This window comes from Marinoscillum sp. HNIBRBA16962 (genome assembly GCF_057801515.1).
On sequence record NZ_CM173603.1, the window covers coordinates 448296 to 467252 of the forward strand.

Genomic DNA, 18957 nt, shown 5'->3' on the forward strand with positions numbered 1-18957 from the left:
CCCATTTGAAACCGTTGTTTGCTTCATTGGATCGGGATCGGCAGGTTTCACTAGTTAAGTGCGATTCACAACTGTAGGCATACGATCGGTGGCTGGTTACCACTCATTGAATTGAAGAAAGAAACCGCTAAATTTAAGGTATGGAAACACCTCAAGAAATAGAAAACAAGCTCAAGGCAGTAAAGCCATATTTAGCAGAGGAGTTTGGCATTGAGCAAATCGGCTATTTCGGGTCCTTTGCTAATGGTGATTATCGTGAAGATTCAGACATAGATATTTTGGTAGCATTTAGTAGAAAGGTTGGCTGGAAATTCTTTGATTTAAAAGATTATCTTGAATCTGCTATCGGTAGAAAAGTAGATTTGGTGACTGAAAGATCGTTAAAAAAGCAGTGGAGGCAAGCCATATTACAGCAAGTGAAATACATATGAAAGACAGAGGATATTTGGCTTACATTGAGGATATGATAGAAGCCATTGACAAGATCATCCGCTATATTGATACGGTAAATGGGCTTGAAGATTTTTTGCAAAATGAAATGGTCATCGATGCAGTCACCAGAAATTACGAAATTATAGGTGAAGCAGCTAATCAGATTCCCAATAAAGTCAAAGATAGATATCCAGATTTACCATGGAGACAAATGTACGGTCTGAGAAACTTTGCTGCACATGAATACCATACGATTGATCCGCAGATTTTGTGGGAAATTGCGGAGGATCATCTGATTGAAAATAAGATTCAATTGGAAGAAGTATTAGAAAGAGAAAACGAGGGATGACGTCAGCTAGCCTCAACAGGGTTGAAATTAAGAATTTTGAAGTCCATCACACACCAAAGTTCTAATCCATCCTTTTCCTCAGCTTCACAGGGTTACGTTTCTTTCGCCTGCGCATGTTGATCAGCTCTACGACAAGTTGGACATCAGTATCCCTTCAGGGCATCAGTTAAGGGAAAATTTTGTAGATATCCTTTCGGTGAGCAACTCTGGCGAACTCTACGACATCTCCATTAACAAATACTCCAATCCGGTAATTACCGGAGCGGATTCGGAAGGCATCATTAAACCCTGTCAATTTCCTAACCCCAGGAACTTCTTCTAAACTCTCGGTTTCCTTTACTAACTCAACAATTTCAGATGGACTTGAGATCTTTTGGTTGTTTAATCTTGTCAAGATCTTTACTAAACTTCTTTAAGAAGAGAACATTCATTAACCTTTTAGCTTTGCCATAACTTCCTCTTCTGAAGCTATATCTGTACGGTCAACATCTTTCATAAGCACTGATAACCCCAAGTCCTCGGTATCTTCATCAGACAGGACTTTAGTGTCAACTCCCAACTTCTGAAGGAGTTCTGAAAGAAATTGCAATTCTTGCGGGTTTTTCGGATTAATAACGATTGAACTCATGTAACAAAGAAAAACAATAAGAAAGGTGGAAACTATAGACACTGGCAGTTATTCGCCAAAGTGCTTTCCGGATTTTAATGGTACCTCCTTTCGAGAAATACAAAAAGGCACAAAACGGATCACGGAAAGGTGTATGGAGCAGGAGTCCTAATCCATCCTTTTCCTCAGCTTCACAGGGTTACGTTTCTTCCGCCTGCGCATATTGATCAGCTCCACGATCAGAGAGAAAAATACCGCAAAGTATATGTACCCTTTTGGTACATGGTAGTGCAATGACTCCACCATCAGCATAAATCCGATCAGGATCAGGAAAGACAATGCAAGTATCTCAAGTGTTGGATGTTTGCTAATGAAGTCACTGATCTTCTTGGCGAAAACCATCATAACCCCAATGGAGAGCACTACCGCTATGATCATAAGGATGATTTCTTCGGTCAGGCCTATTGCCGTAAGTATGGAATCAAAAGAAAAGATCACGTCTAGCAGGACGATCTGAAAGATCACGCTAAAAAACGAGCTGGCTTGTTTGCCACTTTCATGTTCAGTTTCTCCTTCTATTTTGTGATGAATTTCTCTGGTGCTTTTAGCCAGGAGAAAAAGCCCGCCGATCAGCAGAATAAGATCCCGTCCACTTATCTCATGGGAGAAAACGGTAAACAGAGGCTCTTTAAACGACACGATCCAGGTGATCCCGAGAAGCAACCCTATACGGAACACCAGGGCGAGTAGTAGCCCGAGTTTTCTTGCTTTACCTTGCTGGTGTTGTGGGAGTTTATTTGAAATAATGGATATAAAGATCACATTATCGATCCCCAGTACTATCTCCAGAAAAGTCAGCGTCAATAATGCCACCCACGTTTCTGCCTGCAAGAAGATTTCCATAGCTAATGATGGTTAATAGACTATAATCCGAATGCTTCTTTTACCTGATCTACATAATCCAGCTTTTCCCAGGTGAAAGTCTCAAGCTCTACCGTTTTGGTTTCCCCATCTCCATTGGTAAATGTCCTGGTTACCTTTTCAGGGGTTCGACCCATGTGCCCGTAAGCCGCGGCATCCTGGTACATGGGAGTTCTCAGCTTGAGGCGTGTTTCGATCCCATAAGGGGTCATGTCAAAGATCTTTTCGACCCTCCTCGCGATTTCTCCATCTGTCAGGTCTACATTGGCTGTGCCGTAGGTATTGATGTATAAGCCCATTGGTTCCACCACTCCAATGGCGTAAGAAACCTGAACCAAAACTTCTTTACAAAGCCCGGCAGCTACCAGGTTTTTTGCAATGTGGCGGGTGGCATATGCCGCTGACCGGTCTACTTTAGAAGGATCCTTGCCTGAGAAAGCCCCACCGCCGTGAGCGCCTTTTCCCCCATAAGTATCCACGATGATCTTTCGACCAGTTAATCCGGCATCCCCATGAGGACCACCTATCACAAATTTCCCGGTAGGATTTATGTGATATTTGATGTCGCCTTCAAATAGTTTTTGTAGCTCAGGGCCTAACTGTGCCTTTACTCTCGGGATCAGAATTTCGATAATGTCTTTCCTGATCTTTTGGAGCATTTTCGATTCCTCATCAAAGTCGTCATGCTGGGTAGACACCACAATGCTGGTAATGCGCTGAGGCTGATTATCATCCGAGTATTCAATGGTAACCTGGGATTTGGCATCTGGTCTCAGGTATTGGATCTCATTGTTCTCACGGCGCAAAGCTGCCAGCTCGATCAGGATCTTGTGCGAAAGGTCCAGCGCTAATGGCATGTAGTTGGCAGTTTCATCCGTGGCATAACCAAACATCATGCCCTGGTCGCCTGCTCCCTGTAGTTTGGGATCCTGCTTATCTACTCCCTGATTGATGTCCGGAGACTGCTCATGTATGGCAGACAGGATGCCGCATGAGTTGGCCTCAAACATATACTCAGACTTGGTATAGCCAATTTTTTTGATTACATCCCTGGCGAGCTGCTGTACATCCAGGTAGGTTTTGGATTTTACCTCCCCAGCTAAAATAACCTGTCCCGTGGTTACCAGGGTCTCACATGCCACCTTTGACTGTGGGTCAAATGCCAGGAAGTGATCAACCAAAGCATCGGAGATCTGATCTGCAATTTTATCAGGGTGGCCCTCAGATACTGACTCTGAGGTGAATAGATATGGCATAATGTCTTGATTTTTAGCGGGTGCAAATTTATAAGATTCGACGAATTAACGGAAGATTATTCAATTATTTGACCCAGACAATACACGGTGGGGATTTTGTGGAGATCAACGGACTGTTTTTTCCAGGCATTGACAGGCATTGTTTTCACAAGTTGTTGCTTGCCAAACAGGTCAGAAGCGATGTGTAGTTGGGTGCCTGAGTTTAAGTGTTTGAGGAGATCTTCCAGGAGTTGCATATTTCGGAATGGTGTTTCCATAAATACCTGAGTAAATCCGGTTTTGTTTACCGCCTGCTCCAGGCTTTTTATGGCTTTGATCCGTTCATTTTTCTGAATGGGCAAGTATCCGTGAAACGTATACTGCTGACCACTGAACCCGGAAGTAATAACTGCCGTGTGGATGGATGTGGCTCCGGGGAGTGGTATGACCCTTACATCATTTTTGTGTGCCCAGCTGATTATAATGCTTCCCGGGTCCGCCAGACCGGGAAGTCCCGCTTCTGATACTATGCCTGCGTTTTCTCCATCCAATACAGGGCCTGTCAGTTTGGAGATTGTCTGAGGGGAGGTTTTCTTATCTACTATTTCAAAGCGTAGAGAAGAAATATCTATCCCCAGGTTAAGGCTGCTGATAAATCTGCGGGTCGTACGAACATTTTCCACCAGGAAATAAGTTGTATGTTTGATTACATCCAAAACCATTGGCGCAAGAAAACTTGCATCATTGGTTTCAGAAAGGTATGTGGGGATTAAGTAAATGCAACCTTTTGCCATGATAGGGAGAACATTGATTTATATAGGGATAGTGCTGATTATCGTTGGACTTATTGTCCTCTATGGTGAAAAGATAAACTTCTTTGGTAAGCTGCCTGGTGATTTCATTATCAAAAGAGAAAATTTCACATTCTATTTTCCACTGACCACTTCCATAATCATCAGCATTATCCTCACTATCGTTTTTTACATTATCAGAAAACTAGGATAAAAACTCAAAAATAACCTTAGACAGCTCTTTGGGTTTTTCAGCATGCACCCAGTGACCGGCGCCATCAACCATTTTCACATCGGCGGAAGGAAAATGCTTCCTGATCAACTCATGATCACTATCACGGATGTAATCACTTTTAGAACCACCAATAAACAATGTTGGATTTCCAAAGTGCCCGTTTTCCGGTAAAGCAGCTCCAATTTTCTCAGCATTATTTTCCAGGGCCTTTAGGTTGACTTTCCAGGCAAAGTCATTGTTGTCATCACGGGTCAGGTTTTTTAAGATGAATTGCCGCACCCCAAAATTTGAGATTTTTCCGGCCATTTGACGGTCAGCGTCTTTCCTGCTTTCCAGTGAGGCCAGGTCTACGGAGTGGAAACCTTCAAAGATCTCCCGGTGATGAGGTGGATACATTCTGGGACTTATGTCCACCACAATCAGCTTATCCACTTTTTCCGGATGAGCCGTTGCAAAATGCATAGCTGTTTTCCCTCCCATGGAATGACCCAAAAGGTGAATGGATGAAAGGCGCTCATCATCCATTAGTTCCAGGATATCATCACTCATGACCTGATAGTTCATTTGGTCATCATGAGGGGAGTTTCCGTGGTTTCGCAGATCTATGAGATACACTGTATACTTTTCCGCAAACTCCTTACCCAGCGTCTGCCAGTTATCAGATGATCCAAAAACCCCATGCAGGATAAAAAGAGGATGACCCTCTCCGTATTTTCTAAAATTTAATTTCATTTTATAAAAAGCGTGTTACTGTAATTTCCGTAAGTACATCTGAATGGTGTTTTCCAGACCAAAGTAAAGGGCGTCACAGATCAGAGCATGACCTATGGAAACCTCATCCAGGTCAGGAATGTTGTCAATGAGGTATTTTAAATTGTCCAGATCAAGGTCATGACCGGCATTGAGACCAAGCCCCAGTTCTTTGGCTTTTTTAGCAGCCTTTACATAGTCAGCTATGGCGTTTTCCCTGTTTTTGTGGTAGTTGGATGCATAAGGTTCCGTATAAAGCTCTATCCTGTCGGCACCAACTGTGGCTGCACCTTCTACCATTTCTGTATCCGGATCTACAAAGATCGAAACTCTGGCGCCAAGAGATTTCAACTGTCTGGTTAGCCCGGTTAGCTTTTCTTTGTGCTGTACCGTATCCCATCCGGCATTGGAGGTGAGCACGTCAGGACCATCAGGCACCAGTGTGGCCTGCGCAGGTCGGGTTTTTTCGATAATTTCCAAATATCGGTCATCAGGATATCCCTCTATGTTAAATTCCGTGGTAACAATATCTTTGAGCTTCATCACATCGTCATATCGTATGTGACGTTCGTCCGGACGCGGGTGTACGGTAATGCCTTGCGCACCGAATTTTTCACAATCTATGGCTGTTTTAATAACATCCGGGTTATTGCCGCCTCTGGCATTTCTCAGAGTTGCAATTTTGTTAATGTTTACACTAAGTTTGGTCATCTGATTTAACATTGCATTCAAGGCAAATTTGTTTAGAAAAAAATAGAATATGAGTTTAAAAACAAAAATAGAAGCGGAGATCAAGCAGTCGATGCTTAATAAGGATAAAGACAGGTTGCGAGCGCTTCGTGCCATCAAATCTCTGATCCTGCTGGCAGAGACAGAGAAGGGAGGAAAGGAAGCGCTATCAGAGGATGCTGAAATGAAATTGCTAATGAAGGCAGCCAAGCAGCGGAAAGACTCTCTGGATATTTATAAAGAACAGGGTCGTGATGACCTGGCCGCTGTAGAACAGGGCGAACTGGAAGTAATTGAGGACTTTTTGCCCAAGCAAATGAGTGAAGAGGAAATCGAAGCAGAACTAAAAGCAATTATCGATCAGGTGGGGGCAGCAGGCCCTCAGGACATAGGAAAGGTTATGGGTGCTGCTACTAAAAAACTTGCAGGCAAAGCAGATGGAAAAACCATCTCTACGCTTGCTAAAAAACTCTTAAGCTGATTCGGTGAATTATATTGACATATTTTTTGTGGTCATTTTTATCCTGGGGGCAGTCAAAGGGTACATGAAAGGGTTGATCGTGGAATTGTTTTCTTTCCTGGCTTTTTTCATTGGACTTTTTGCTGCTATTGAGCTTACCATTCCTTTGTCAAACAGGTTTTTCCAGGAAAGTGACTACTTTCAGTTACTTACCGTGGGTGTATTTGTGGCGTTGTTTCTGGGAGCTGTGGTACTCATAAATCTGGCTGCTAAAACCATCAAAAAAGCCGTAGACCTTACGTTCATTGGTATTTTTGATAACATTCTGGGGGCTTTAGCGTCAGTATTCAAATGGGCATTTATAGTGAGTGTAGTCTTTTGGGTATTTGACTCAATCGGTTTAAGATTGCCTTCAGGTCAGACGGATACATCGCTGATCTACCCGGTTGTAAAAAGGATTGGCCCGGCTACCTTTCAGTGGCTGTCGGAAATGTTGCCATTCATAGAGGATATGATCGATTCACTGAAAAATATTGGAGATAAACACCGATCAGTATATACCTTTTTGTAAATTCTTAGTTTATTTATACTAGATGGAAGTCAAAGAACAAAACGGATACAGTTACATCGACGAGGGTGAAGGGGAAATCCTGTTGCTTTTGCATGGTTTATTTGGTGCCTTAAGTAACTGGGATGGAGTGGTGAAACGTTTTTCGCAAAACTACCGGGTGATCATTCCTTTGCTTCCCATTTACACAATGCCGGTAAAAGAGGCTGGCTTGGGTACATTGAACAAGTTTGTTGAAGGGTTTGTGGCAGACCAGCAAATCAGCAATCTCAATATAATTGGTAACTCTTTAGGAGGTCATGTTGGTTTGATATACACACTGAAAAACCCGGATAAAGTTAAAACGCTTATTCTGACCGGAAGCTCCGGTTTATTTGAAAATGCCATGGGAGGATCCTACCCGCGTAGGGGCTCTTATGAATACATTCAGGAACGGGTGGCCTATACCTTTTATGACCCCAAAACGGCCACTAAGGAGTTGGTGGATGAGGTTTTTGAAACAACAAAAAGCATTCAAAAGGCGCTACGCATAGTGGCTATCGCGAAATCTGCCCAGCGTCATAATATGGCTGAGGAGATTACAAAAATTCAGGTCCCTACGCTTTTGATATGGGGACTTAATGATACCATTACTCCGCCATATGTAGCCCATGAGTTTGACAGACTTATTCCAAATACTACCCTTAGGTTTATTGATAAGTGTTGTCATGCACCAATGATGGAGCGCCCTGAAGAGTTTAATGTTATTTTGGAAGAATTTCTGGAAAAAGAGGTGATGGTATGATAGCTAAAGACCTGATCAATTATATGATACCTCCCCTGAAACCCCAGGACTCTATCGCTAAAGTAAAGCAATGGATGGAGGAGCTTAGACTCTCTGAACTGCCAGTAACGGAAGATGGGAAATTTCTGGGGATCATTGATGAGGAGCTGCTGTTTAATGATGAGCTGAAGTACAAAAATGTGTCAGACTATCCATTAGTGGGGCATCATTGCAAAGTAAATGCAGGAGTTCATTATTATGATGTGCTTAAGACCTCAAACCATGAGGGCTTCCGTATTGTGGCTGTTTTGGATGATATGGGGCAATACCTGGGTGTGATTTCCATAGAAGATGTGGTTGAGGCTTTTGCTAAAAGCTCCTCAGTAAGCACTCCTGGCGCTATCCTGGGGCTCAGGCTTAAATTTCACGATTATTCGCTGGCTGAAATCAGTCGTATCATTGAGTCTGATGAGGCTAAAATACTGAGTAGCTACCTAAGCCCTCACTCTGAGGAGCCTGGAGACTTGTTGCTTACTCTCAAAATTAACAGACAGGACATTTCCCATATCATCGCATCCCTGGAACAGGCAGGGTTTCATGTAGAGACGTCATTTAACGCAGCCACCTCCAGCTTTGATGAAAAAGAACGGATCGATAGTCTGATGAAGTACCTGAAACTCTAAGAAAATGCGCAAAATTGCCATTCACGGGAGAAGGATTTCATTGGATTCTATTCCCTATGTAGAGGATATAATCAAGATCGTCCTCAACAATGATCGACAGATATATATCAGTCCGGATCTGAGAGATATACCTCAGAGCAGGTCCCTATTTGAAGGGTTTGAGGTATACAATCCCCGAGAAGACATGAGTGATTTTGAGGCGGTGTTTAGTTTGGGTGGAGACGGCACCCTGCTGCATACCCTTACTCATGTGGGAAGTTCACTGGTGCCCATTTTGGGTGTCAACCTGGGGCGATTGGGGTTTCTTGCCACGATATCCAAGGAAAACATAACCACAGCACTGGACCATTATTTTGCTGATAAGTTTACTTATGATGACCGCACTTTGATTTCCCTAAACAGCAACTTAGAACTTTTCAAAGGGGAAAACTATGCATTGAACGAATTTGCTATCCTTCGCAAGGATACTTCCTCTATGATTGTGGTAAAGTGTTATTTGGACGGAGAGTATTTAAATACTTACTGGGCAGATGGTTTGATGGTTTCTACACCCACAGGCTCAACAGGCTATTCGTTAAGTTGTGGTGGCCCTGTAGTGATCCCAAACACAAAAAACTTTATAATTACGCCCATCAGTCCTCATAACCTGAACGTCAGGCCTTTGATCATTTCAGAGGAAAGTAAGCTGACCTTCAAGATCGAGTCACACAACCAGTCGCATCAGGTCTCTCTGGATTCGAGATCTGTGGCGGTGAGCGATCATGCTGAGTTTTCAGTAGAAAAAGCTGATTTTTGTGCCAGGCTGATAAAAATTGAAGGGAGCTCTTTTTTAGATACTCTGAGAAATAAGCTGACCTGGGGGCTTGACAAAAGGAATTGATTTTTGAAAAAATTAAGTCTAATTCCTAATTTTAGATTATAACCGGAAGTGTGATGAGAATCAAAACCGTCTTTACGTTCATTTTTCTAATTATTTTTCTTGCGGGTGCTTACGATGCTGATGCCCAAAGGAGAAATAAGTATAAAAGAAGGAAAACCAAGAACAAGAGTATATCAAGCTATCGTGGGGGTTCTATAGGGGGCAGGTTTCACCCCTATTATTTTGCTACTTTTAATATCAATGCGCTGAACTATTTTGGCGATCTAGCCCCTGTCAATAAAGCAGCCAGTACGGATGTTTCCTTTACCCGACCCGGGTTTGGCGGTAATTTTGGTTATAAGTTTAATCCCAGAATGGCCTGGAGGGTCTCATTCAACTACGGAAGGGTAAAAGGGGATGACATCACATCTGATCCTAATGAAGAACAGGGACGTCCAAGGTATTTGAGAAACCTTCATTTCCGAAATGATATAAAGGAGCTAAGTACCGGTTTTGAGATCTATTTGTTTCCAAACTATGGCGGTCCGAATATGCGACCAAACATAAACGCTTATCTGTTTGTCGGAGCAGCCGTTTTTCATCACGAACCGAAGGGTCTTGTTCCTGAATTTGATTACACTACTGGTGGTACGGAACCTGTACCTCAGGCCGGCGAATGGGTGAGGCTGCGTCCACTTGGTACCGAAGGGCAATTTGTACTGAAAGATTTCGTTGAAAGTCAGGCGGGAACGGATATTGATTATGAGGTGAAGACATATAGCCCATTTCAGCTTTCCATACCCATAGCCATTGGTGCAAAATTCCGACTGCCTGGTCCCTTTGATGCGGGCATTGAGTTCGGTTATAGGTTTTTATTTACAGATTACATAGATGATGTAAGTGGATATTATGTGGGTCACGATCTCTTTGAGGATGATCTCGCCAGAATCATGGCAGATAGAAGTGCCGAGCCTACGGCTGCCTGGGCAGAAGTGGAAAGAGTAGGGGTGGATATTAGTAGTCAGAGCCTGAGAGATGGTGTTACGTATTACTCATCAACTGTCGGTGGCGGGCTGGCTGGCATAGACCAGGGAATCCAGACAAGGAGAGGTAACCCTGATGACAATGACATGATCTTTGTGACAACATTAAAACTGACCTATATTCTTGGACAAACCAGAACGTCGGCCAAATTTAGATAGACTTGAGAATAGGCTTTTCTTTAATTCTTTTTCTGATATCACTGGTTTGTCATGCTCAGTTCATTGAGTTTGGCGGGGGGATAGGTGCCTCTCATTATACAGGTGATCTGAATCACTATCCCAGGATCAGTAAATCACATCTGGCGGGTACGGCAATCTACCGTATGAACCTCTCCGAAATTGTTAGTTTGAAGTTTGGGTTTACTGCCGGAAGTCTCTCAGGAGATGATGAGCGACCTATCGATGAGCTTGGGGTGCAGCGGCAATACAACTTTAAGCATTCTTTTTTAGAACTCAGTTCGGTCTTTGAGTATCATTTCATCGATTATCGCTCAGACAACAAACGAATAAAGTGGTCTCCATATGCCTTCCTGGGAATTGCTTTTATGAAACTCAATAACACAGAACCCTCCTATGAAGATTACAGCAGGCTGCAATTTGTCCTGCCGATGGGCGGTGGCGTGAAATACCTGCTCAGTAAAAGATTGACGTTAGGTTTTGAAGCGGGCGCTCGTAAGACTTTTTTTGATAACCTGGATGGTCTGTCTGATGGAGACCAGACCATTAAAAACTATCAATTTGGCAACCCAAACGACGATGACTGGTATTTTTACTCGGGCATTAGCATCACCTATGTACTATATAATATCCCTTGTCCGTTTCCTTATGTACCTAACAGGGCGATCCTGGATCGTATCAGGCCCTACTAAATCGTTAAAAATTGTTTAAATATTCTGGATTAGTAAAAAAAACCACAACTTTGTGGTCTTTCGCATTTTCAGGCAAAAGAAGGGATGAAGGAGAACATCAACACGGATAAGTTACCATCACATATTGCCGTGATCATGGATGGTAACGGAAGATGGGCCAAACAGAAAGGCGCAGCACGTATTTTCGGCCATAAAAATGCGATAAAAGCGGTTCGTGAGGTCACTGAAGGGTGTGCTGAACTTGGTGTGGACTGTCTTACGCTTTATGCATTTTCTACGGAAAACTGGTCAAGGCCTAAGAAAGAAGTGGAAGGGCTTATGACTTTACTCGTATCCACAATCAATGATGAGATGGATACACTTATGAAAAACAATGTTCAATTGCACTCTATAGGAGATATTAGTAAGCTTCCTGACAAGGCTCAGCGAAGATTGCAGGAAGCTAAGGACAATACCTCCGGGAATAATGGTCTCAACTTAATTCTCGCGCTAAACTATAGTGGCAAATGGGATATTACCCAGGCGGCTCAGCGAATGCTCAGTGATCAAAAGACCAGAGTTCTCGAAGAAGATGCGGAAGTGACGCAAGAGCTTTTTTGTTCATACTTATCCACAAAGGCTTTCCCGGACCCGGAACTTCTCATCCGGACCAGCGGGGAAATGCGGATCAGTAATTTTCTTCTGTGGCAGTTGGCCTATACGGAATTATTTTTCACAGAGGTACTTTGGCCGGATTTCAGAAAAGAACATTTGTATGAGGCCATAATCTCATATCAAAAGCGAGAAAGAAGATTTGGAAAAATAAGCGAACAGGTGAACCTCTAATCATGCAGAAATACATTGTAATTATCGCAATTTTACTTGGCTATTGTGCTGAAGCTCAGATAGGCTTTGGCAGGAGGAACGCTGAAGATGATAGTGGCTTATCTATCAATTACTCCAGTCCCCGTGAATATGAAATAGCAGATATAAAGGTCACTGGAGTACAGTTCCTTGATAATAATGCACTGATCTCACTTTCAGGTTTGCGGGTTGGGGATAAGATAAAGATACCGGGAGATGATATTTCCGGGGCGATTAAAAAACTTTGGAAACAAGGGATTATAGGCAATGTGAACATCATAGCCGATAAGGTAGAAGGAGACAAGGTATGGCTGACCATTGAGCTCACTGAAAGACCCAGGCTTACACGATACGAGTTTGACGGAGTGACCAAAGGGCAGCTTTCAGAACTAAAAGACAAGATTGACCTGGTACGGGGCAAGATCCTCACAGATGTAGTGATCAAAAATACGGAACTGGCCGTGAAGCGATATATGGAGAGCAAAGGGTACCTGAATGCTGATGTGCGGATCGTTCAGGAGAAAGATACGGTTCTTGCCAATAGCGTGAATATCAGAATACTGGTCGATAAAAACCAAAAGGTCAAAGTCAAGAACATCAACTTTTACGGGGATGAAAACTTCGCGAGCAGTAAGCTAAGAAGCAAATTGAAAAACACGGGAGAGGTTCCCCGGATCAGACTACCAAAGGACCTGATCGCAAAAACGATAAACCTGCTGAATCCGGTCAATTTATTTCATTTCCTGACACATAAAGAAGAGACGAGCATAAAGGAAGCCAAGGAATACCTTGGTGAACAGGTTAACGTGAATTTTTTCAAATCCTCCAAGTTTATCCGGTCTGATTTTGAGGAAGACAAAAACACATTGTTAGCCTTTTACCAATCAAAGGGTTATCGGGATACGGAGATTGTTTCAGACTCGGTTTATAGCATCAATCGCAAATACCTGAACATTGATATTACAGTAGACCCTGGCCGAAAATACTACTTTAGAGACATTACCTGGTCAGGGAATTATATCTACAAAGATGAGCAGCTTGACCAGGTGCTTGGGCTAGAGAAGGGGGCTGTTTATGATCTGGACCTGATAAACAAAAAATTAAATTATAACCCTACAGGTGCGGATATCAGCTCTCTTTATATGGATGACGGCTATCTCTTCTTCAGCGTAACACCAGTAGAGATAGGAGTGGCGGGAGACTCTATCGATGTGGAGATGCGTGTTTACGAAGGAGCACAGGCTACGATAGATGAGGTGATTATTTCCGGAAACGAAAAGACTAATGAGCATGTGATCCGCCGTGAGTTGAGGACACTCCCTGGTGATAAATTTAATCGTTCACTTCTCATTCGAACTCAACGAGAGCTTTCTCAGCTGGGTTATTTTGACCCTGAGCAGGTAAATCCGGTTCCTACTCCAAATCCGGTGGACGAAACGGTGGATATCGAGTGGCAGCTGGTGGAGCGTCCGAATGACCAGATTGAGCTCTCCGGAGGTTGGGGAGGTACATTTGGTTTTGTAGGTACCCTGGGTCTTAGCTTCAATAATTTTTCCATCAGGAATATCCCTCACTTTGACAAGTGGCGTCCATTACCGATGGGCGATGGACAAAAACTATCACTACGTGTGCAGGCAAACGGAAGAAGATATCAAAGCTATTCCATGAGCTTTAATGAGCCGTGGTTAGGCGGAAGGAAACCAAATAACTTTGGAATCAACTTTAGTCATTCGGTATCTCGACAGATAAATTTTCGTTCCCGGGATCAAGAGGCATTCGGGAGGCTATCAGTGACCGGAGCCACGGTGAGTTTGGGGCGTAGAGTAACCTGGCCGGATGACTATTTCACGGTTAGTAATTCGCTCTCTTATCAGAAATATAATATTGCAGGTGAATCGTATAGAAGTTTTTACGGATTTTTAGGGGACTCTCACAGTTTGACTTTTAACAATACGTTTGCCAGAAACTCAGTGGATAATCCAATGTATCCCCGGTCAGGTTCATCCCTTTCAGTAAGTGCATCGTTCACTCCACCATATTCACTTTTGAGCAACAAAGATTACGACAATATAGAGAATTCTGAACGCTACAAGTTTCTTGAGTACCATAAGTGGAATCTGGATTTCAAATATTATTTAAAATTGGTAGATAAATTGGTGCTTGCTCCCAGAGTGCATTTTGGTTTCTTAGGGTCATATTCAGACGAAGTAGGGGTGGGACCTTTCGAAAGATTCCAGCTGGGGGGTGACGGACTCACCGGGCAGAACTTTATACTCGGAACCGATGTAATTGGTTTGAGGGGGTATGAGAACAACGTGATTACGCCACCAGCCGGGGCAGATGGAATTAGGGGGGGTACGGTATTTACGAAGTTCGTTATGGAACTCAGGTACCCTGTTTCTTTAAACCCATCAGCCACTATTTATGTACTTTCGTTCTTTGATGGTGGTAATAACTGGGATGACTTTAGCGAGTTTAATCCATACAATTTATACCGATCTGCCGGTCTTGGCGTTAGGATATTTATGCCGGCCTTTGGATTATTAGGGTTAGATTGGGGGTATGGGCTGGATCCTGCTCCGGGCAGCCTGGAGGTAAGTGGACCACAGTTTCACTTCTCAATTGGTCAACAAATAAGATAGGTATGAAGAAATTAGTTGTCTTTGGCTTATTCCTGTTATTATTCGCAATAAATGATACTTTTGCTCAGAAGTTTGGATATGTTGACACCCAATATATCCTGAGCCAAATGGCTGAGTATAAGGAAGCTCAGGCTGAAATAGAAAAACTGGCCAAAGGCTGGGAGGCTGAGATCCAGGAAATGTACAAGGATGTTGAAGAAATGGAAGCAGGCCTGCAGGCAGAGGAAGTGCTCCTTACTCAGGAAATGAAAGATGAAAGGCGTCAGGAGATAGACAGGGAGTGGAAAGAAGTAAAGGAATATCAAAAACAGATCTTTGGTTTTGACGGCCTGTATTTTTTGAAAAAGAAAGAGCTGATCAAGCCTGTTCAGGATCAGGTTTTTGATGCTGTGGAAAGAGTAGCGAAAAATCATCGACTCCAGATTGTTTTTGATAAATCAGGAGATCTGGTGATGATCTATACTGATCCGATCCATGATTACACAGATTATGTGATTGAGGAGCTTGGGTTGGGAGAGGAGGCCAAAGATAATAGTAATTAAAGTTGATCATTTTAAAATAATGAAATTAGGCACGTCTTTTGGAGGACTTGTCTTAGAACATCAAATAACATGGATATGAAAGCAAAAAATCTAGTCGTAGTTGTAGCTGTATTGGCATGCAGTTTTAGTGTTTCAGCTCAAAGCGATCTTAAAATCGGTTATACCAACGCTGATTATATCTTGAGTCTGCTGCCAGAGGCAAAGCAAATCGATGCTGAGCTGAAATCATATGAGAAAAAGCTACAAACTCAGATTCAGGCTAAATACAAGGATTTGCAAGCCAAAGTAGCGGACTATGAAGCGAATGTGAATACATATGATGAGTTGATCAGAGCTGACAAGGAACAGGAAATTACCAATTTGCAACAATCACTTCAGAAGTTTAGCCAGGATGCTGAGACCTCACTCAGCAATAAGCGAAATCAGCTGTTGAAACCGGCTTATGAAAAGATTGGCAAAGCCATCGAACAGGTAGCTGAGGAAAATGGGTATACTCATATCTTCAGTGCCGGAGCACCTGGATTTGATGTGTTGCTATATGCAAGAGAAGAAGATGATGTTTCAGATCTCATTCTGAAAAAGCTCGGGATCACCCCTCCTGCAAAAGAGGAAGGCCAATAAACGAGCGGAATTTTTATTTGACTTATTTAAAAAAAGGGCATCAGATGGTGCCCTTTTTTTGTTGGCTTTCAACCCGTTCATTTACTTAAATTTAAGGTTTTTTAACACCGCATCAGGAGTTCCAACTCAAGATATACATATGTTTGGGAGAGTTATGAATGTAAATTATTTAGGAATATGAGAGGAACAATCTTAATCCTGCTTTTTGCCGGGCTGGCTCAAAGTTTTACAGCTTTAGCTCAGAATGACCTTAAAGTTGGATACACTTATCCGGATTACATACTAAGCGCATTACCTGAAGCTAAGCAGATTGAAGCAGAGTTAATGTCATATGAGAAAAAGCTACAAACTCAGATTGAGGCAAAATACAAAGATTTGCAAGCCAAAGTAGCGGATTATGAAGCGAATGTGAATACATATGATGAGTTGATCAGAGCTGATAAGGAGCAGGAAATTACCAATTTGCAACAGTCACTTCAGAAGTTTAGCCAGGATGCTGAGGCCTCATTGGCAAAGAAAAGAAATCAGCTGCTGAAGCCGGCTTATGAAAAAATCAGTAAAGCCATCGAACAGGTAGCTGAGGAAAACGGGTATACTCACATTTTCAACGCCGGGACACCTGGCATGGATGTGTTGCTGTATGCAAGAGAGCAAGAGGACATTACTGACCTTGTTCTTAAAAAATTGGGTGTTACTCCCCCTGCAAATGAGGAAGGCCAATAAAGAGATAGAATTTATTTGAGTGATTTGATCGAAGGGCATCGTCAGGGCCCTTTCTTTTTACCAACTGCTAAAGTCACTTAAAAATAATCCCGGTGATCAATCCAACTATAATGATAACCGGAGTGGGGATTTTGGTGAAAAACATAAGGCTCATGGTACCCAGCATGAGTATGTAGTTCAGAGTAGTTGGCTGGATAGGCTCAAACAACAGAAAAGTAGCCGCGATCACCATACCTGAACTTACTGCGTTGATCCCTTCCAGTGAGGCTTTTACCACCCGGTATTTTTTCAGGTCCTCCCAAAACCGGCTAACAAAGAAAATCAAAAAGGTTCCAGGCAGGAAAACACCGGCTGCAGCCATTATACCCCCGAGTACCTGCTGAAATATATCCGTCTCTCTCATACTTAAGGTACCCACATATGCACTAAATGAAAATACAGGACCGGGAAGAGCCTGGACAAACCCATAACCTGATAGAAATTCTTCAGAGGTAAGGTAATCCTTAAACTCAACAAACTCAGTGTATAGTAACGGGACTAAAACCTGCCCACCACCAAAGATGAGACTACCATTTCGATAGAAGTTTTCAAAAAGCCGGACGGGCAAATACTGAGTAACACCGCCCAGTACTGCAGCAAAAATCAATACTGATAACCAGAGAATAAAGTTAGACCAGTTAATCTTGATCCGGGACTTCTCTTCAATGGGCTGCTTCTTGAATTTGAAAGCTGTTACGAATCCACCTATCAATAGCATGATTGGGAAGGCCCATGGCGTACGGAAAATGTAAGCGGCCATGGTCGAGATAATCATCAGGAAAAAGCCCGTTGTGGTATTTACTACGCTACTTGAAATCTTATAAGCCGAATAAGCCACAATACCTACTGCTATGGGTTGGATAAACTTCAGGAAGCTGAGCGATATATTCAGCTCCTGAAAGGCATTTACCATAAGTCCAAGGCAGATCATTATTGTTACTGCGGGAAGGATCCAAACGAGGAGTGTCAGATAGGCCAGACCCGGGCCGCCGATCTTAAATCCCAGTGCTGTTATAGTCTGAGTGGAAGTAGGGCCAGGCAGGATTTGGCAAAGAGCGTGGAGTTCAATGAGATCTTTCTCTGTAAGATATCCTCTTTTAGTGACCATCAGATCCAAGAGCATAGCCAGATGTGCCTGAGGGCCACCAAATGCTGTGATCGAGAGGACGAGCACATCTCGTAAGAAAATAATGTATCGTACTCGCCGTACTGACATTAAGCTTTCAGTCCGATTTCCCTAAGCCTTTCATCTAAAAACTCCCCTGCCGTCATGTCATCATATTGTTTTGGGTTTTCACCATTCACACAACTTTCCAGGCAGGTGAGATCCATTGATGACACAGGGTGCATAAAAAATGGAATCGAAAACCGGGATGTGCCCATTTTATCCCTGGGCGGGTTGATTACCCGGTGTATCGTTGACTTAAGCTTATTATTAGTAAACCTTGAGAGCATATCTCCCACATTAACTACTATTTGCTCAGGCAGTGCAGTAATGGGTATCCATTTACCATCCCGTCTGAGCACTTCCAGGCCATCTGCGCTGGCGCCCATAAGCAAGGTGATGAGATTAATATCTCCATGCTCTGCTGCTCTTACAGCGTCCTCAGGAATTTCCTCCGGATTTTCGATAGGGAAGTAATGGATTTGCCTCAGGATACTATTGCCTTTACTCACTTTGTCATCAAAGTAAGTTTCTTCAAGACCAAGATGAAGAGCAATGGCCCGCAACATTTGAATACCGGCACTTTCCAGCGTTTTATACGCTTCCAAACTGTATTTCTTAAACGCTGGTATCTCTTCAGGCCAGATATTTTCAGGATATTCTTCCAGCTTATTTTCCGTTGGTTGACCTACATGATAAAACTCTTTCAGATCGCCTGTATTTCTCCCTTTGGCTCGTTCCCGACCTTTGCTGATGTACCCCCGCTGGCCAGCCAGCTCTGGCTTCTCATATTTTTGTTTCACTTCATCAGGAAGCGCAAAAAATCGCTCAACAGAGTCGTAAAGTTTTCTAGTCAGGTCAGTAGAGAGTCCATGATTTTTGATGGCTGCAAAGCCAATATTCTGGTAAGCATCACCCAGAGCTCTTACAAACTTTTTCTTTTTATCTACATCTCCGTAGGTAAAATCCGCCAAATCAAGAGATGGGATTTCACTGTATAGAATATCACTCATAGTTCAACGTGGGTTGTTACCAAAATTAAAAGCATTTTATCAAAACAACTCAGGGCTTAACCATAAATTCACAGA

The 18957-nt window shown here is 42.9% G+C and carries 24 protein-coding genes; 16 read left to right on the forward strand and 8 right to left on the reverse strand.

What is annotated here, in order from left to right; genetic code table 11:
• Positions 1–140 precede the first annotated feature (140 nt).
• The 3 genes from AC3E9V_RS01975 to AC3E9V_RS01985 all read left to right on the forward strand — a co-directional run bounded on the left by AC3E9V_RS01975 (position 141) and on the right by AC3E9V_RS01985 (position 1103).
• A complete protein-coding gene (locus AC3E9V_RS01975; RefSeq protein WP_488751506.1) occupies positions 141–431 on the forward strand; it encodes a nucleotidyltransferase family protein in 291 nt (96 codons plus the stop codon).
• A complete protein-coding gene (locus tag AC3E9V_RS01980) occupies positions 428–781 on the forward strand; it encodes a HepT-like ribonuclease domain-containing protein (RefSeq protein ID WP_488751507.1) in 354 nt (117 codons plus the stop codon). The genes AC3E9V_RS01975 and AC3E9V_RS01980 overlap by 4 nt, the downstream gene beginning before the upstream one ends.
• A 136-nt stretch (positions 782–917) precedes the next feature.
• Complete coding sequence (locus AC3E9V_RS01985; RefSeq protein ID WP_488751508.1) at positions 918–1103, forward strand: hypothetical protein; 186 nt, start codon at positions 918–920, stop codon at positions 1101–1103.
• 108 nt (positions 1104–1211) lie between these two features.
• Here AC3E9V_RS01985 and AC3E9V_RS01990 read toward each other — a convergent pair whose 3' ends face one another.
• The 4 genes from AC3E9V_RS01990 to AC3E9V_RS02005 form a co-directional block, all read right to left on the reverse strand.
• Entirely contained in the window at positions 1212–1370 is a 159-nt protein-coding gene (locus tag AC3E9V_RS01990) for a hypothetical protein (RefSeq protein ID WP_488751509.1), read from the reverse strand.
• Between the two features lie 186 nt (positions 1371–1556).
• A complete protein-coding gene (locus AC3E9V_RS01995) occupies positions 1557–2291 on the reverse strand; it encodes a TerC family protein (RefSeq protein WP_488751510.1) in 735 nt (244 codons plus the stop codon).
• Between the two features lie 20 nt (positions 2292–2311).
• Positions 2312–3565, reverse strand: coding sequence for a methionine adenosyltransferase (gene metK / locus AC3E9V_RS02000; RefSeq protein ID WP_488751511.1), 1254 nt, complete (start codon positions 3563–3565; stop codon positions 2312–2314).
• Positions 3566–3621: 56 nt separating this feature from the next.
• The gene (locus tag AC3E9V_RS02005) at positions 3622–4338 is read right to left on the reverse strand and encodes an SAM-dependent methyltransferase (RefSeq protein ID WP_488751512.1); all 717 of its coding nucleotides are present in this window, start codon (positions 4336–4338) and stop codon (positions 3622–3624) included.
• Between AC3E9V_RS02005 and AC3E9V_RS02010 the strand changes: the two genes are divergently transcribed.
• Entirely contained in the window at positions 4337–4549 is a 213-nt protein-coding gene (locus tag AC3E9V_RS02010) for a DUF2905 domain-containing protein (RefSeq protein WP_488751513.1), read from the forward strand. The genes AC3E9V_RS02005 and AC3E9V_RS02010 overlap by 2 nt on opposite strands.
• Here AC3E9V_RS02010 and AC3E9V_RS02015 read toward each other — a convergent pair.
• On the reverse strand, positions 4541–5302 hold the full coding sequence (locus AC3E9V_RS02015; RefSeq protein ID WP_488751514.1) for an alpha/beta fold hydrolase: 762 nt from the start codon (positions 5300–5302) through the stop codon (positions 4541–4543). The two genes, AC3E9V_RS02010 and AC3E9V_RS02015, sit on opposite strands and share 9 nt — an antisense overlap.
• 15 nt (positions 5303–5317) lie before the next feature.
• Positions 5318–6031, reverse strand: coding sequence for a pyridoxine 5'-phosphate synthase (locus tag AC3E9V_RS02020; protein ID WP_488751515.1), 714 nt, complete (start codon positions 6029–6031; stop codon positions 5318–5320).
• A gap of 49 nt (positions 6032–6080) precedes the next feature.
• Here AC3E9V_RS02020 and AC3E9V_RS02025 point away from each other — a divergent pair, with 49 nt between their 5' ends.
• The 12 genes from AC3E9V_RS02025 to AC3E9V_RS02080 all read left to right on the forward strand — a co-directional run bounded on the left by AC3E9V_RS02025 (position 6081) and on the right by AC3E9V_RS02080 (position 16665).
• On the forward strand, positions 6081–6530 hold the full coding sequence (locus tag AC3E9V_RS02025; RefSeq protein WP_488751516.1) for a GatB/YqeY domain-containing protein: 450 nt from the start codon (positions 6081–6083) through the stop codon (positions 6528–6530).
• Positions 6531–6534: 4 nt separating this feature from the next.
• Positions 6535–7080 carry a CvpA family protein gene (locus AC3E9V_RS02030; protein ID WP_488751517.1) on the forward strand — a complete coding sequence of 182 codons (546 nt, stop codon included), beginning with the start codon at positions 6535–6537 and terminating at the stop codon, positions 7078–7080.
• Positions 7081–7102: 22 nt separating this feature from the next.
• Positions 7103–7861: an alpha/beta fold hydrolase gene (locus AC3E9V_RS02035; RefSeq protein ID WP_488751518.1), complete on the forward strand. Its 759-nt coding sequence runs from the start codon at positions 7103–7105 to the stop codon at positions 7859–7861.
• Positions 7858–8523 carry a CBS domain-containing protein gene (locus AC3E9V_RS02040; protein ID WP_488751519.1) on the forward strand — a complete coding sequence of 222 codons (666 nt, stop codon included), beginning with the start codon at positions 7858–7860 and terminating at the stop codon, positions 8521–8523. Before AC3E9V_RS02035 ends, AC3E9V_RS02040 begins: the two co-directional genes overlap by 4 nt.
• 4 nt (positions 8524–8527) lie before the next feature.
• Positions 8528–9403: an NAD kinase gene (locus AC3E9V_RS02045; RefSeq protein ID WP_488751520.1), complete on the forward strand. Its 876-nt coding sequence runs from the start codon at positions 8528–8530 to the stop codon at positions 9401–9403.
• A 53-nt stretch (positions 9404–9456) separates the two neighbouring features.
• Positions 9457–10584, forward strand: a complete 1128-nt coding sequence (locus tag AC3E9V_RS02050) for a DUF6089 family protein (RefSeq protein WP_488751521.1) — start codon at positions 9457–9459, stop codon at positions 10582–10584.
• Between the two features lie 2 nt (positions 10585–10586).
• On the forward strand, positions 10587–11294 hold the full coding sequence (porG, locus tag AC3E9V_RS02055; RefSeq protein WP_488751522.1) for a type IX secretion system protein PorG: 708 nt from the start codon (positions 10587–10589) through the stop codon (positions 11292–11294).
• Between the two features lie 84 nt (positions 11295–11378).
• A complete protein-coding gene (gene uppS / locus AC3E9V_RS02060) occupies positions 11379–12119 on the forward strand; it encodes an undecaprenyl pyrophosphate synthase (RefSeq protein WP_488751523.1) in 741 nt (246 codons plus the stop codon).
• 2 nt (positions 12120–12121) lie between these two features.
• Positions 12122–14779, forward strand: coding sequence for a BamA/OMP85 family outer membrane protein (locus tag AC3E9V_RS02065; protein ID WP_488751524.1), 2658 nt, complete (start codon positions 12122–12124; stop codon positions 14777–14779).
• A 2-nt stretch (positions 14780–14781) separates the two neighbouring features.
• Entirely contained in the window at positions 14782–15321 is a 540-nt protein-coding gene (locus AC3E9V_RS02070; RefSeq protein WP_488751525.1) for an OmpH/Skp family outer membrane protein, read from the forward strand.
• 75 nt (positions 15322–15396) lie between these two features.
• Positions 15397–15942: an OmpH/Skp family outer membrane protein gene (locus AC3E9V_RS02075; protein WP_488751526.1), complete on the forward strand. Its 546-nt coding sequence runs from the start codon at positions 15397–15399 to the stop codon at positions 15940–15942.
• 177 nt (positions 15943–16119) lie between these two features.
• The gene (locus AC3E9V_RS02080; RefSeq protein WP_488751527.1) at positions 16120–16665 is read left to right on the forward strand and encodes an OmpH/Skp family outer membrane protein; all 546 of its coding nucleotides are present in this window, start codon (positions 16120–16122) and stop codon (positions 16663–16665) included.
• Between the two features lie 73 nt (positions 16666–16738).
• Here AC3E9V_RS02080 and chrA read toward each other — a convergent pair whose 3' ends face one another.
• Positions 16739–17920, reverse strand: coding sequence for a chromate efflux transporter (gene chrA / locus AC3E9V_RS02085; protein ID WP_488751528.1), 1182 nt, complete (start codon positions 17918–17920; stop codon positions 16739–16741).
• Positions 17920–18882, reverse strand: a complete 963-nt coding sequence (locus AC3E9V_RS02090) for an isopenicillin N synthase family dioxygenase (protein ID WP_488751529.1) — start codon at positions 18880–18882, stop codon at positions 17920–17922. The genes chrA and AC3E9V_RS02090 overlap by 1 nt, the downstream gene beginning before the upstream one ends.
• Positions 18883–18957 lie beyond the last annotated feature (75 nt).